The sequence below is a fragment of the Ahrensia sp. 13_GOM-1096m genome, from assembly GCF_000620605.1.
Taxonomy (GTDB): Bacteria; Pseudomonadota; Alphaproteobacteria; order Rhizobiales; family Rhizobiaceae; genus Ahrensia; species Ahrensia kielensis.
Map to the genome: position 1 here is coordinate 443,576 of NZ_JIAX01000009.1, position 14,568 is coordinate 458,143.

At 49.5% G+C, this 14,568-nt stretch carries 11 protein-coding genes; 6 read left to right on the forward strand and 5 right to left on the reverse strand.

The window, feature by feature from the left end; genetic code table 11:
* Nucleotides 1-2: 2 nt before the first annotated feature.
* From N530_RS0106140 to fumC, 5 genes are all read left to right on the forward strand, one after another.
* Nucleotides 3-992 (forward strand): ABC transporter ATP-binding protein, encoded by a 990-nt coding sequence (locus N530_RS0106140; protein ID WP_026479979.1) that lies wholly within the window; start codon nucleotides 3-5, stop codon nucleotides 990-992.
* The gene (locus tag N530_RS0106145) at nucleotides 992-1,957 is read left to right on the forward strand and encodes an ABC transporter ATP-binding protein (RefSeq protein ID WP_026479980.1); all 966 of its coding nucleotides are present in this window, start codon (nucleotides 992-994) and stop codon (nucleotides 1,955-1,957) included. The genes N530_RS0106140 and N530_RS0106145 overlap by 1 nt, the downstream gene beginning before the upstream one ends.
* Nucleotides 1,958-2,272: 315 nt before the next feature.
* Entirely contained in the window at nucleotides 2,273-3,157 is an 885-nt protein-coding gene (purU, locus tag N530_RS0106150) for a formyltetrahydrofolate deformylase (protein WP_026479981.1), read from the forward strand.
* 126 nt (nucleotides 3,158-3,283) lie between these two features.
* The gene (gene ilvD, locus N530_RS0106155; RefSeq protein WP_026479982.1) at nucleotides 3,284-5,113 is read left to right on the forward strand and encodes a dihydroxy-acid dehydratase; all 1,830 of its coding nucleotides are present in this window, start codon (nucleotides 3,284-3,286) and stop codon (nucleotides 5,111-5,113) included.
* A gap of 153 nt (nucleotides 5,114-5,266) precedes the next feature.
* Nucleotides 5,267-6,664 carry a class II fumarate hydratase gene (gene fumC / locus N530_RS0106165; protein WP_026479983.1) on the forward strand — a complete coding sequence of 466 codons (1,398 nt, stop codon included), beginning with the start codon at nucleotides 5,267-5,269 and terminating at the stop codon, nucleotides 6,662-6,664.
* Nucleotides 6,665-6,694: 30 nt separating this feature from the next.
* Here the strand turns inward: fumC and N530_RS0106170 are convergent, their stop codons facing one another.
* Entirely contained in the window at nucleotides 6,695-7,588 is an 894-nt protein-coding gene (locus tag N530_RS0106170; protein WP_026479984.1) for a LysR family transcriptional regulator, read from the reverse strand.
* 98 nt (nucleotides 7,589-7,686) lie between these two features.
* Between N530_RS0106170 and N530_RS0106175 the strand changes: the two genes are divergently transcribed.
* Nucleotides 7,687-9,183, forward strand: coding sequence for a CoA-acylating methylmalonate-semialdehyde dehydrogenase (locus N530_RS0106175; protein ID WP_026479985.1), 1,497 nt, complete (start codon nucleotides 7,687-7,689; stop codon nucleotides 9,181-9,183).
* Between the two features lie 178 nt (nucleotides 9,184-9,361).
* Here N530_RS0106175 and N530_RS0106180 read toward each other — a convergent pair whose 3' ends face one another.
* The 4 genes from N530_RS0106180 to N530_RS0106195 form a co-directional block, all read right to left on the reverse strand.
* Complete coding sequence (locus N530_RS0106180; RefSeq protein ID WP_026479986.1) at nucleotides 9,362-12,430, reverse strand: efflux RND transporter permease subunit; 3,069 nt, start codon at nucleotides 12,428-12,430, stop codon at nucleotides 9,362-9,364.
* 11 nt (nucleotides 12,431-12,441) lie between these two features.
* On the reverse strand, nucleotides 12,442-13,485 hold the full coding sequence (locus N530_RS0106185) for an efflux RND transporter periplasmic adaptor subunit (RefSeq protein ID WP_026479987.1): 1,044 nt from the start codon (nucleotides 13,483-13,485) through the stop codon (nucleotides 12,442-12,444).
* A complete protein-coding gene (locus N530_RS0106190) occupies nucleotides 13,482-13,949 on the reverse strand; it encodes a MarR family winged helix-turn-helix transcriptional regulator (protein WP_026479988.1) in 468 nt (155 codons plus the stop codon). The genes N530_RS0106185 and N530_RS0106190 overlap by 4 nt, the downstream gene beginning before the upstream one ends.
* A 147-nt stretch (nucleotides 13,950-14,096) precedes the next feature.
* On the reverse strand, nucleotides 14,097-14,486 hold the full coding sequence (locus N530_RS0106195) for a hypothetical protein (RefSeq protein ID WP_155851932.1): 390 nt from the start codon (nucleotides 14,484-14,486) through the stop codon (nucleotides 14,097-14,099).
* Nucleotides 14,487-14,568 lie beyond the last annotated feature (82 nt).

The window sequence follows — 14,568 nt, forward strand, 5'->3', positions numbered from 1 at the left end:
TTATGGCACTTCTTATAATAGAAAATCTAAGCGTGGAATTTGCCACATCTGGTGGAACATTCCGTGCCGTTGATAGATTGTCGTTGTCAGTACAATCAAATGACATTCTGGCAATTGTTGGCGAATCCGGCTCCGGAAAATCCGTTGCTATGATGGCGGTCATGGGCCTTTTGCCCTGGACTGCCAAAGTAACCGCTGACAAACTGGACTTTAACGGTATCGACCTGCTCAATTTGAGTGCGCGCATGCGTAAAAAGGTTATTGGCAAAGACATTGCTATGATCTTTCAAGAGCCTATGTCGAGCCTCAACCCCTGCTTCACTGTCGGGTTTCAGCTCGCCGAGTCGTTACGCATTCATATGGGCATGAACCGTTCAGAACGCAAAAAACGCTCAATCGAATTGCTTGAACTCGTCGGTATTCCTGCCCCTGAAAAGCGGCTATCTGCATTCCCGCACCAGCTTTCAGGCGGTATGAGCCAACGCGTCATGATCGCAATGGCAATTTCGTGTAATCCCAAACTTCTGATTGCCGATGAGCCAACGACAGCGCTTGATGTAACAATTCAAGCGCAAATTTTGGACTTGCTGGTTTCATTGCAATCCGAGACCGATATGGGGTTGGTCCTTATCACCCATGATATGGGCGTTGTTGCAGAAACCGCAGACCGTGTTGTTGTTCAATATGCTGGCCAAAAGGCTGAAGAGCAGCCGGTGAAAAAATTGTTTGCAGAACCTCACCATCCTTATACATCGGCGTTGCTTGCAGCGCTGCCGGAACGAGCAACCTCGCGGCTTTTGCCATCTATTCCCGGCGTTGTACCGGGGCAGTTTGACCGCCCGAAAGGCTGCCTGTTCTCACCACGTTGTGCATTTGCAACTGATCTGTGCCGTACCGTTGAACCAAAGCGTGCAAGTGCCGATCTCGGCCACGCTCTTTGTCATTACCCATTGGTCAATGGCGAACCTACTAAAAATCAAAAGGTATCGTGATGAGTGATGTTGTTCTACGCGCACGCGACTTGAAAAAGCACTATAGTGTTGGCGGCGGTCTGTTTAAATCGCCAAACGTCGTCAAAGCGCTTGATGGTGTTTCGTTCGAATTAAAACGCAACAAAACACTGGCCGTCGTCGGTGAATCCGGCTGCGGAAAATCCACCTTAGCCCGCTTAGTAACAATGATTGAAGAACCAACAGAAGGTTCACTTCAAATCAAAGATACCGAGCTTGCGGGTGCTTCTGCCGAAGCTCGAAAAGCATTGCGCCCTAAAGTTCAGATCGTGTTTCAGAACCCTTATGGTTCGCTCAACCCACGGCAAAAAATTGGTGACGCTCTAACAGAGCCGCTCTCCATGAACACGGATTTGCCGAAAGCTGAGAAGCGCGACCGTGCAAAAGATATGATGGCAGCGGTAGGTTTGCGGCCTGAACATTATGATCGCTACCCGCATATGTTTTCGGGCGGCCAACGCCAGCGCATCGCGATTGCACGCGCATTGATGCTTGATCCTGAAATCTTGGTGCTTGATGAGCCGGTTTCGGCATTGGATGTCTCAATTCAGGCGCAAGTGCTCAACGTTTTGAGCGAGCTGCAAGAAAAGTTGAACCTTGCCTATCTGTTTATCTCGCATGATTTGTCAGTGGTAAAGCACATTGCAGACGATGTGATGGTTATGTATCTGGGCAAGCCAGTGGAAAAAGCATCACGCGAGGAATTGTTTTCTGATCCGCGTCACCCCTACACACGGGCGCTTTTGTCAGCCACCCCAATTCCTGATCCAACGCGCGAGAAAACACGTGAGGTGCTGAAAGGCGAGCTACCCTCACCGATCAACCCGCCAACAGGCTGCGCTTTTCATCCGCGCTGTCCGAAAGTTTTTGATCCTTGCGCAGGCAAAACACCGCTGCTGGTCGGCCCAGACAGCCGTAAGGTCGCTTGTCATTTGTACAATGACTAAAGATTAAATCACTGCGGCACCGGCTGACATCATAGCGATTAAATTGGTGCCGCACTGAACACGCCTCAATAACATCTGTACAAAATGCGTTTTATGGCCAGCACATGACGTAATCGAGCATGCTTGGATTACGAAATCTGCACACCAATAGTTTGAGAAAATGGCCCTATCGTTCGTTTAGTTTTTGCTCAAACATTAAGACCAATAAATTCATAAGAATCTTGAATTTGCTTTTGCAGGAAGTAAACAACGATAACCGATTTCTAAATAAGACAACCACCGCGCTGCATAACGCCAGACTCAGGATGACCTTTAATGAAAAATCTAATTTTAACTGTTCGCTGTGAAAGCAAGCGCGGAATCGTGAGTGCTACTGCTAGTTTTTTAGCAGATATGGGCTGCAACATTGTTGATAGTTCGCAATTCGACGATCTTTCGACGAAAGCCTTTTTCATGCGTACATCATTTATTCCTGAAACCGGAGCGACGCTTGAAAAGCTCGAAGAGGCTTTTAAAGCCGTTGCCGACGAACACGGCATGGAATTTGAGTTCTTCGATCCTGCAAACAAAGTCAAAACCGTCATTATGGTTTCGCGCTTTGGGCATTGCTTGAATGATATTTTATATCGCTGGCGCATTGGCGCTCTACCGATTGACATTGTTGCCGTCGTTTCCAACCATCGCGACTATGAAAAGCTCGTAATGGATAATGATCTGCCGTTTCATCACATCTCCATCAAAGATGGCGACAAGAAAGCTGCTGAAGACGAGCTGATGGACCTTGTTGAGAGCACGGGCGCTGAACTCATCGTTCTTGCGCGCTATATGCAGGTGCTTTCCGATACGCTTTGCCAAAAGATGTCTGGTAGAATTATCAACATTCACCACTCCTTTTTGCCAAGCTTTAAAGGTGCTAATCCCTATAAGCAGGCTTTCCAACGCGGCGTGAAGCTGATTGGCGCAACAGCGCATTATGTAACAGCTGATCTGGATGAAGGTCCGATTATTGAACAGGACACTGCGCGCGTAACACATGCGCAAAGTGCGCCGGATTATGTTGCCATTGGGCGCGATGTTGAATGTCAGGTGCTTTCACGCGCGATCCATGCTCATGTACAACAACGTACATGTTTAACTGGAAACCGTGTTATTGTGTTCCCTGCAAGCCCGGGCGCATATGCATCTGAACGCATGGGATAATGATCAAAGCGGCATTGGAAACAATGCCGCATCCTGACTTGCAACAAAGCGAACACTTGTGAGCAAAAGCTGTCTTGCGCTGGCCTTTGCCTTGTGGTTTTTGTGTTTGCAATAAGGAGATTTAAAATGCCCGCTTACAAATCCAGAACCTCGACGCATGGCCGCAATATGGCTGGGGCGCGTGCTCTATGGCGCGCAACAGGCATGGGCGATGATGATTTCGGCAAACCAATCATTGCAATCTGTAACTCTTTCACTCAATTCGTGCCTGGGCACGTTCATCTGAAAGACCTTGGCCAGTTGGTCGCCCGCGAAGTGGAAAAAGCTGGCGGCGTTGCCAAAGAGTTCAACACGATTGCTGTTGATGATGGAATCGCCATGGGACATGACGGCATGCTTTATTCGCTGCCTTCACGCGAAATCATTGCCGACTCTATCGAATATATGGTCAATGGCCATTGCGCTGATGCCATGGTTTGTATTTCCAACTGTGACAAGATCACGCCGGGCATGTTGATGGCAGCATTGCGCCTTAACATCCCCGTTGTGTTTGTTTCTGGCGGCCCAATGGAAGCTGGTAAAGTTGTGCTTGGCGACGGCGAACATTCGCTTGATTTGGTTGACGCTATGGTTGCTGCAGCCGACGACAATGTTTCGCAGGAAGATCTTGATAAGATCGAGCGTTCGGCCTGCCCGACATGTGGTTCTTGCTCTGGCATGTTTACAGCCAACTCGATGAACTGCCTGACAGAAGCACTTGGCCTGTCACTACCAGGCAATGGCTCCACATTGGCAACGCACGCGGACCGCGAACAGCTGTTTTTAGAAGCTGGACGCCTCGTGGTCGACCTCGCACGGCGTTATTATGAAAAAGACGAAGAGCAAGTTCTTCCAAGAAACATTGCAACATTTGAAGCTTTTCAAAATGCGATGACGCTTGATATCGCAATGGGCGGTTCGACCAACACTGTGCTTCACCTACTTGCGGCGGCCCATGAAGGCGAAATCGATTTCAAAATGTCGGATATTGATGCCCTATCGCGCAAGGTTCCGGTTCTTTGTAAAGTTGCACCGGCAAAGGCTGATGTTCACATGGAAGACGTGCACCGCGCTGGTGGTATCATGTCAATTCTGGGCGAGCTTGAACGTGCAGGACTGCTTGACACTACGGTGGGATCTATTCACTCCGCCAACTTAGGTGAAGCAATTGAAAAATGGGATGTTACGCGCAACAAAGACAAACGCGTTGATGAGTTTTTCCGTGCTGCGCCGGGCGGTATACCGACCCAAACTGCCTTCTCACAGTCTCGGCGTTACACAGAGCTTGATACAGACCGCGAAGGCGGCGTTATCCGCAATGCTGAACATGCGTTTTCACAAGATGGCGGCCTTGCCGTTCTATTTGGTAATTTGGCCGAAGAAGGCTGTATCGTCAAAACAGCCGGTGTTGATGATTCAATCCTAAAATTCTCTGGCCCTGCTCACATTTTTGAAAGCCAAGATGATTCCGTTTCAGCCATTTTGACTGGTAAAGTCAAAGAAGGTGAAGTTGTGCTGATCCGTTATGAGGGACCGCGCGGCGGCCCCGGCATGCAGGAAATGCTGTATCCAACATCATATCTTAAATCAAAAGGTCTTGGAAAAGCCTGTGCGCTCGTCACCGATGGTCGCTTCTCTGGTGGCTCATCAGGCTTGTCTATTGGCCATGTTTCTCCAGAAGCTGCCGAAGGCGGATTGATTGGACTTGTCGAACAGGGCGATCTGATTGAAATTGATATTCCGAACCGGACAATCAATCTTGCGGTTGATGATGCTATTCTTGCTGAAAGACGCATTGCGCGTGAAAAAGAAGGCTGGAAACCCGTTAAGCCACGCAAGCGCAAAATCACGACAGCGCTTAAAGCTTACGCCGCTTTGACGACATCTGCTGCTAAAGGCGCTGTGCGACAAGTATAATATAGGCAGGCGCCGTAAAGCGCTGCGAGCAAACACTGACCTTGCCCTTATGGGGCAAGGTTTTCTTTTTCATGCATTTTGCCAACGAAAAAATCTCTTATCTGCCACATTGCTTCTGTTAGGATGATGCCTGTGACTACAAAGGAGATCATCATGCAGAAAGAAACCCGCACCGAAACAGATTCTTTCGGCTCCTTAGAAATCCCCCATTACAAATATTACGGTGCGCAAACGGCCCGCTCCTTGCGCAATTTTCCTATTGGCACGGAAAAAATGCCCCGCCCGATCATTCATGCTCTTGGCATTATCAAACAGGCAGCAGCCCGCGTTAACACCGCGCAAGGCAAGCTAAAGCCAGAGATTGCCAATGCGATTGTAGAAGCATCAAGCGAAGTTATCGACGGTGTGCTTGATGATCATTTTCCGCTGGTTGTCTGGCAGACCGGTTCTGGCACGCAAACAAATATGAATGCCAATGAGGTGATTGCAAACCGCGCCATTGAGATTCTTGGCGGCAAAATTGGCTCCAAAGATCCGGTTCATCCCAACGATCATTGTAATATGAGCCAATCTTCTAACGATACTTTTCCGACAGCGATGCACATAGCCGCTGCGCGCGAGATCAACGCTGCGCTCATTCCTGCACTTTCACACCTGCATTCAGCGCTGGAGATAAAAGCGCAAGAGTGGTCTGACATCGTGAAGATTGGCCGCACACATACGCAGGATGCAACGCCGTTGACGCTTGGCCAAGAGTTTGGCGGTTATGCAGCGCAGGTCAAAGCTGGCATTAAGCGCATAGAGCAAACGATGGGCGGCCTTTATGAACTCGCACAAGGTGGCACCGCTGTTGGCACTGGCCTTAATACAACCGAAGGCTTTGCAGAAGCATTTGCTATGGAAGTCGCGACTATCACCGACTTGCCGTTTATAACAGCACCCAACAAATTTGAAGCATTGGCGGCGCATGATGCCTATGTTTTCACCCATGGCGCACTCAACAGCGTTGCCATGTCCTTGTTTAAAATCGCCAATGATATTCGTTTTTTAGGGTCCGGTCCGCGTTCAGGTCTGGGTGAATTATCCTTGCCAGAAAATGAGCCCGGTTCGTCAATCATGCCCGGCAAGGTAAACCCCACGCAGTGCGAAGCATTAACGATGGTTTGCGTGCAAGTTCATGGCAACAACGCGACGATGTCTTTTGCTGGCAGTCAGGGACATTTTGAGCTTAATGTTTATAAACCGCTCATGGCCAACACCATGCTGCAATCTATTGCGCTGCTTGCCGATGCATCACGCAGCTTCACCGATCGCTGCGTCATTGGCATTGAGCCAAACCGTGAGAACATTGAAAATCTCATGCAGCGCTCTTTAATGCTTGTCACTGCACTCGCGCCGCAAATTGGTTATGACAAAGCCACGGAAGTCGCAAAGAGTGCGCACAAGAATGGCACCACCCTAAAAGAAGAGGCCGTGCGGCTGGGCTACGTTACCCAGGAAGAATTCGACACTTTGGTAAAGCCTGAAAAGATGATTAGCCCGTCACCTTAGGTGGCGGCCTGTTCAGATTTCGCGCCTATTTTAAAGCTTGGGACGCTCAAATGGTATTGAGCTTTGCTCAATCGCATTTCTTAGAAATGTAGTCCCCGCTTTAATACGCGCGATACCATGCAAATCTTCGTGGTGCGCCATCCAATAGGAGCGCGTCACGCGCAGTGCTGGCAAGACTGGCACCAAATCCGTATCGCAGGCCGCCAGATAATCGTGCAAAATACCAATGCCTGCCCCTGCCCTTACAGCCTCCATCTGCCCTGTGGCGCTGGATATTTCCAAAGATGATTTCCACTTGCTTGAAAATTCATTTTCAAATGCCAGTTCGGGCGAATAAACCAAATCAGCCACATAGCCGATCAAGCGGTGATCTAATAAATCAGCGGCACTTTCAGGTCGTGCAAATTCATTCAAGTAATCTTTGCTTGCATAAAGGCTAAGGGAATAGTCCGTTAGTTTTTGCGCAATCAATCGGCCAGTTTTGGGCTGCCCGATAACGATTGCAATATCGGCTTCACGCTGCGAAAGCGAAAACATGCGCGGTACTGGAACAAGCTGCACGTTCAATTGTGGATGTTCGCGGATCAAGCCATAAATGCGCGGCGCGAGAAATGACACACCAAAACCATCAGGCGTTCCAATGCGTAATGTGCCCGATATTTGCGGCGAATCCACTTTTAAATCTGCTTGAGCTTGCAGATAGCCCGCCTCAATGATTTCCAGCGAGCGCAAAAGCTTCTCGCCTTCATGGGTCAATTGGCAGCCATTCGTGCGCCGGATCAAAAGACTAACCCCCAGCGATTTCTCAAAGCTAGCCATACGGCGGCTCAAAGTGGCCTGATTGATGCCAAGCGCTTTTGACGCGGCAAGCATTTGCCCTGCTCTGGCAATTGCCAGAAATAACCGTCCATCATCCCAGTTCATGCGCCACCTCTTATGCGTTTTTGCATAACGAGTTTGATTATTATCAAATTTCAATGAAATTTTCTACATGCAATAACAAGTTCAAAGGAGAATTACCCATGAAAACGATTTCGCATTATACTGACGGAAAACCCTATGCTGGTAACTCAGAACGCACGCAACCTGTGTTCAACCCAGCAACAGGCCAAGTTGGCTCACATGTAACACTTGGCACACCGCAGGACATCGACACAGCAGTTGCAGCGGCAAAACGTGAATTCCCAGCTTGGTCAAAAATGCCAGCGCTACGCCGTGCACGTATTCTCGACAAGTTCAAAAACATTCTTTGGGAACGCATGGATGAAATGGCAGAAGCCATTACATTGGAACACGGCAAGACATTTGACGATGCTAAAGGCGAAGTCACACGCGGACTAGAAGTCGTTGAATATGCGACCGCTGCGCCGACACTTCTAAAAGGCGACTTTTCTGAAAATGTCGGCTCTGGCGTTGATAGCTATAACGCACGCCAAGCACTCGGCGTCGTGGCTGGCATTACACCGTTTAACTTTCCGGCAATGGTGCCAATGTGGATGTTCCCCGTTGCACTTGCTTGCGGCAACACATTCATCTTGAAGCCATCAGAACGCGATCCTTCTGCGTCATTATTGATGGCACAATGGCTGTCAGAAGCTGGTCTTCCAGACGGCGTATTCAACGTTGTTCAAGGCGACAAAGAGGTTGTGGACGCGATCCTTGCGCATCCTGATGTGAAAGCGATTTCATTTGTTGGTTCAACGCCAATTGCGAAATATATCTACATCACGGGCATCACAAACGGCAAACGGGTACAAGCGCTTGGCGGTGCAAAGAACCACGCAATCATTATGCCTGACGCCGATATGGATATGGCCGCAAATGCGATCATGGGCGCAGCCTATGGTTCTGCTGGCGAACGCTGCATGGCAATCTCGGTCATCGTTCCCGTTGGTGAAGGCACAGGCGACAGGATCGTTGCTGCGCTCAAGCCAAAAGTTGAAGCGTTGCAAGTTGGCCCTGGCCTTGATTCAGAAAGCGAAATGGGCCCGCTTGTCACAAAACAACATCAAGAAAAGGTTCTATCTTATATTGATGCGGGCGAAGCTGAAGGTGCAAACCTTGTTGTTGACGGACGCGGTTTCAAACAAACGAAACAAGGCTATGAAGACGGCTACTATGTCGGCGGCACACTGCTTGATAATGTAACAAGCGACATGTCTGTCTACCGCGATGAAATCTTCGGTCCTGTTCTTTCAGTTGTGCGCAAAGATACTTTTGCAGACGCGGTCGATCTTATTCATGGTCACGAATATGCAAACGGCACTTCGATCTTCACACGTGATGGTGAAGCTGCTCGTAACTTCGCACAGAACATTGAGGTCGGTATGGTTGGTATCAATGTACCTATTCCAGTACCAATGGCATTCCACTCATTTGGTGGTTGGAAAGCGTCAATTTTCGGCGATCATGCGATGCATGGCGCAGAAGGCGTGCGGTTCTACACACGCATCAAAACAACGACATTGCGCTGGCCAAAAACACTTGATGCCGAGTTTAAAATGCCAACACTTGGCTAAACTTACATCATTGTGAATTACTAATCGCACCGCTTAAATTGAGCGGTGCGATTTTTTTATATTAAGATGGCGCAGTTTTTAGAGCCAACTTCACATTGAAATAATGATGCAGATGAAACCCTCAAAGAAAGCGACAACAATCAAATTGCTTCGCGTCACTTTCAAAGTCTAGCTTTCATCAAGCCGGTACTGCGTCCTCGTTCATATTCGCCTTGGCTATTTTCCTCGCCTCAGACCGTGCGAAGAACAGATAATAGAAGACTGGCGCTGCAATCAGCGTCAACACGCTGGCAAAAGCAAGTCCGCCCATAATTGTTACCGCCATCGACACAAAGAATGCGTCACTGAGAAGTGGCAACATGCCTAGGATTGTCGTCGCTGCCGCCAGAACAACAGGCCGCAAACGCGAGACACAAGCCGTGACAATTGCTTCACGCAGTTCCACGCCTTCTGCCCTCACAAGATCGATCTCTTCCACCAAGACGATACCATTTTTAATAAGCATGCCTGACAATGATAGAAGCCCGAGAAGTGCCGTAAAGGTGAATGGCAAACCAGTGCCCAAGAGACCCAAGGCAACGCCGTTTACTGACATAGGCACCAACAACCAAATGATAACGGGCTGTTTGATGGCGTTAAACAATAGAACCGATATGAGCACCATAATCAAAAGGCTGAGCGGCAATTGCTTGCCAAGACTTTGTTGCGCATCGGTTGAGCTTTCATATTCGCCGCCCCATTCGAGTGAATAGCCGGCAGGCACATCAATCGCTTCAACCGCCGAACGGATGGTGGCAAACACTTCTGCTGCTGTGCGTTCAGTGGGAATATCTGCGCCAACCGTGAGCGTTTCCACACGGTCGCGGCGATGCACGAGCGTATTTTGCACTTCATATCCCAAACCATCGATTACTTGTTCGATGGGTAGAAAATGCTTGCCAGTTTCAGACCAAACAGGTTGATCTCGCAAATGGCTGTTTGCTTCGCGCGGCAGTCTTACAGTGATTGGGATCAACCTTTCCCCCTCGCGGTAAACGCCGCCTTCAGTACCTTTGGTTGCAAAGCGAAGAGCGCCCGCAACATCGTCGCGGCTAATGCCTGCACTTTGCGCACGATCGGTCGCATAGATTGGGCGCACCACAAGTTCTGGCTCACGCCAATTCGTACGGGCATCCAAAATATCAGGTGATGTGGCTTCCATGACCTCGATCACCTGTTGACCTAAATCACGCAATATTGCCGGATCTGAGCCAGATACACGGACTTCAATAGGATCTCCGCCGCCTGGGCCAAAGACAAGTCTGCGCGTGCGGAATTCACCCTGAGGCAAGTTCTCGCGGCCAAAATGTTCCAAATCAGCGCTTAGAGCTGGAATTGTAGTAATGTCATGGGTGCGAATGATCATATGCCCATAACTAGGATTGGGCTTTTCAGCCGAATAGGTCAGCATGAAACGGGTCGCACCTTGGCCCGCATAAGTGGTGTAGGAGACCACCTCATCTCGCTGCGCTAACCACTTTTCAATGACAGCCAAATCGCGTGACGTCTCGTGTACCGTGCTGCCTTGAGGCAATTTATAATGCACAAAGAACAGCGGTGTGTTGGAGTTAGGGAAAAACTGCTGCTTGATCTGACCAAAGCCTGCAAAACAGACAACGGTAATGCCGATCAATCCAACAACCACAAGCCAACGCGCTTTGATTGCAGCGTGCAACGTCGTAGCATAGGCACGAAAGAGTGGACCATCATAAGCCCCCGCGCCTCCTGCCGTGCCGCGCTTGAATAGATAGTGCCCCAAAAGCGGTGTCACTGTGATTGCCAACACCCAGCTCAATAAGAGTGAAATGCCAATGACAGCAAACAGCGAGAACATGAATTCACCCGTTGCATCAGGGCTAAGGCCAATACCGGCAAAGGCCATGATACCAATTACCGTCGCGCCGAGCAGTGGAATCTGTGTCTTTCCAGCCGTTTCATCGGCCGCTTGCTTGGAGGACTGGCCGCCCAGCATGGCAATTTGCATGCCTTCGGCAACAACAATCGCATTGTCGACCAACATGCCCATGGCAATGATAAGTGCGCCCAGCGATATGCGCTCCATTTCAATAGCAAAGACCGCCATGAAGAATAGCGTGCCAACCACGGTTAGCAGCAATGTTGCGCCAACAACAATTGATGCGCGCCACCCCATAAACAGTGCAAGTACAGCAACCACGATAGCCACAGACATGGCTAGATTGATAAGAAATGCGTTCGATGCTTCCTCAACAACAACATGTTGCTGATAGATTGGTCTTAGCTCAACGCCCGCCGGAATTTCATCAAAAAGAACGTTCAGCCTTGCATCGACACGGTGGCCGACTTCGACAATATTTTCGGTCGAAAGACCTGCTACGCCGAAACTAAAGGCTTCTTGGCCATTATGGCGCAAAATCATTGAGGGTTGCTCAACGCGGCCACGGTGAACCTGCGCGACATCATAAAGATTGAGAATATCTCCGCCAACACCGATCGATAGGCCTGAGATTTCAGACACAGTGCCAGAACCATCTGGCGCTTCAATCAGCGTGCGATGTCCGTCTTCGTCAACAGACCCTGCCGGTGCTACAGAATCGGCTTGCGCAACCGCGCCAACCACAGCCTGTGGCGGCACGTTTTTTGTCGACAAAAGTGCGAGGTCAGGCTCAATAAAAATCGCCTCTTGCGGCAAGCCAGCCAGATCAACGTCCGCGACACCTTCGACGGCCAGCAATTCACGCCGCAACCATGTTGCGAGGCGGTAAATTTCGGCATCTGAATATCCGGGCGCTGTGACAGCATAATAAAGCCCGAAAACATCACCAAAACCATCATTGACACGCGGCTCACCAACGCCAGATGGCAAATCTCGGGCAGCATCGCTCACTTTAGCTCTTAGCTTGGTCCATATACCGGGTAGTTCCTCACCATCATAAATCGATTTCACCTCGACTTCGATAATCGAACTGCTCGGTTGATTGACCGATTTTATCGTTTTAACCTCGCCCATCTTCTGAATTGCTGATTCAAGCGGCTCAGAAACTTCACGCGCGACTTGTTCAGCCGATGCGCCGGGGTAACTCGTTGAAATTACGGCTTGTTTAATGGTGAAGGCCGGATCTTCAAGACGACCCAGTGATGCAAATCCCCAAAGCCCCCCAAACAAACAGCCAAGGATAACGAGCCATGTAAGGATCGGTTTTTCTATTGATGCGCGCGCGATGTTCATACTCGTATTCCTTAATTCGGAAAGCCGGTGAAACGGCGAACCGCTTGCCCGTCATCCAACATGCTCGCACCAGCAGCAACGATTTCTTCGCCTTCTGATAATCCGGCTGTGACAAGGAATTTTCCATCATCAGCAACTTCAATCTCTACGGCACGCGCAACGACGCGCGCGCCAGCTTCCGTTTCTTCAAAGACCATAACTGAAACAGAACCATCCGGCGCAGACACAAGGGCAGCGGTTGGCACAGCAAGGCTAGTCCCCTTACGCTTCTCGCGAGCCGAGACCGTGACCGATGAACCCGGCATTACTTTCGGCGTATTTTCAGTATCGAAAGAGAGCGTTATTTTGAAGCTTTGACCAACAGCGGTTGCGTCGGTTGCAAATTCGCGAAGTTTAAGCGGATATGTTGTTGAGTTGCCTGGAAAACTTGCATGAATTTCCAAGTCCTTATCATTGCCGCTACGCTGGAACAAAATTTCAGGCACTTCCACTTCAACACGCAACTCTGACATATCATGCAGCCGCACAACCGGCGTTCCAGCAGCAACGGTGGTATAATTAGCAACAAGCCGTTCGGCGACCAAAGCATCAAAAGGTGCGTTTAACGTCGCTTTCGACAATGCTCGTTCTGCATCTTTTAGCGCGACAGCCGCGAGGCCCGCAGCAGTGGTCGCATCATCCTGTGTGGCTTGGCTCACCGTTGAACGGCTAAGTCGTTTCAATCTATCAAGGTCGCGCTTTGCTTGCACATCGCGAAGGCGCGCTTGTTCTAGCGCCAACTCCAATGGCTCTGGGTCGAGCCGTGCGACAAGCTCTCCAGCTGAAATGGTTTGCCCTTCAAGAATGGAAAACTCGACCAATTGACCTGCCGTTTGAAAAGCAAGATCAACGGTTTGAAGCGCCACAACCTGCCCGTAAAATTCACGTGTGCGGCCTTGCTCAGGCTGCGAAACGCTGATGAGTTTAACAGGCCGTCCTGAGGGTTCTTGTGCCTGTGCGGACACAGGCAGCGTCGTAATAGCAAGGAGTAATGCAAAGGTTGATAAAATTTTCAAAAGGGTAATCCTTTAGGTCGGCCTTCGGCCATGATGTGGTTGCGGACTCGGAGCAATAATTCTCCAAAAATTTTAAGATCTTCTTCAGGCAAGCCAGTTGCTTCTCGAAGCGCTGTCTCGACCCGATCAAGCAATTCAGCCCGCGTCTTATGACCGAGCTTCGTCAACTCTAATAACCATGCACGGCGATCATCAGGATCACGGTGACGCTCTATAAAGCCACGCTTTTCAAGATCGTCAGCTAATGCCGTTAAAGTTGAAGGAAGGACCTGAAGATTTTTTGCCATGTCGCCAATACGCAGTGGCTTGGAAAGCTTCACCAGAAACATACGCTCTAGTTTAGACAGTTCAGGACAACCGCCATCTAAACGTTCATCCAGCGACCAATAAAGGGTTGCGACGCTGAGAATCATTTCACCGCGCGCTGTATCTGTATTGCTCTCGTCCGACATGGCCAAATTCATTTTCACTATAAGTTGCGCCGCCTATATAATTCATAAAATGAAACATTCAACCCATGAAATAAGATGAAATCACTTTGTAATGTGCAGAGCCTGTATGATGTGTCTGCGGATAGATTAAAGTGCGGGGTTCCCTTCCCCGCATCTTGCTTATGCCTGCAATTCAGCAGCCTTATTATGCGTATTAATGAGTTCAGCGAAGGCGTCACGCTCATCAAGGTAAGCTCTATAGGCAATCAGTCCTGACAGATAATGTTCTACGTCATCAATCCGCACTCTGAACCCATGGTGGCGGATGAAAAAGCTTCCGGTAATGCGTTCAGGATTGCGGAAATGCATCGCAACTTCTGGAAAGAAAACGCCATTTGCTAAATATTGCGCACGTTTTTCCATCGCATCGACGAAGCCATGAAGATCAAGCCCATCTAATGTTTGGCTCAAAGAAGGATCGCTCAGCGCCTGACGAATTAACAATCGTGTCGCGCAACATAGCTCAAGCAGTGTCGGGAATGTCGTTATACGATCTGTGTTGAATGTCACTCAGATCTGACCCGGTAGAGGTCAGGATTGTCACTGAGAAATGCCCCATGTGCAACCTTGCCCTTGACCAGATTTGTCGGGG

What these genes read in the sequence shown, in the direction of transcription:
- N530_RS0106140 (WP_026479979.1), top strand. Translation starts at nt 3, where the DNA reads ATGGCACTTCTTATAATAGAAAATCTAAGCGTGGAATTTGCCACATCT.
- N530_RS0106145 (WP_026479980.1), top strand. Translation starts at nt 992, where the DNA reads ATGAGTGATGTTGTTCTACGCGCACGCGACTTGAAAAAGCACTATAGT.
- purU (WP_026479981.1), top strand. Translation starts at nt 2,273, where the DNA reads ATGAAAAATCTAATTTTAACTGTTCGCTGTGAAAGCAAGCGCGGAATC.
- ilvD (WP_026479982.1), top strand. Translation starts at nt 3,284, where the DNA reads ATGCCCGCTTACAAATCCAGAACCTCGACGCATGGCCGCAATATGGCT.
- fumC (WP_026479983.1), top strand. Translation starts at nt 5,267, where the DNA reads ATGCAGAAAGAAACCCGCACCGAAACAGATTCTTTCGGCTCCTTAGAA.
- N530_RS0106170 (WP_026479984.1), bottom strand. Translation starts at nt 7,588, where the DNA reads ATGAACTGGGATGATGGACGGTTATTTCTGGCAATTGCCAGAGCAGGG.
- N530_RS0106175 (WP_026479985.1), top strand. Translation starts at nt 7,687, where the DNA reads ATGAAAACGATTTCGCATTATACTGACGGAAAACCCTATGCTGGTAAC.
- N530_RS0106180 (WP_026479986.1), bottom strand. Translation starts at nt 12,430, where the DNA reads ATGAACATCGCGCGCGCATCAATAGAAAAACCGATCCTTACATGGCTC.
- N530_RS0106190 (WP_026479988.1), bottom strand. Translation starts at nt 13,949, where the DNA reads ATGAATTTGGCCATGTCGGACGAGAGCAATACAGATACAGCGCGCGGT.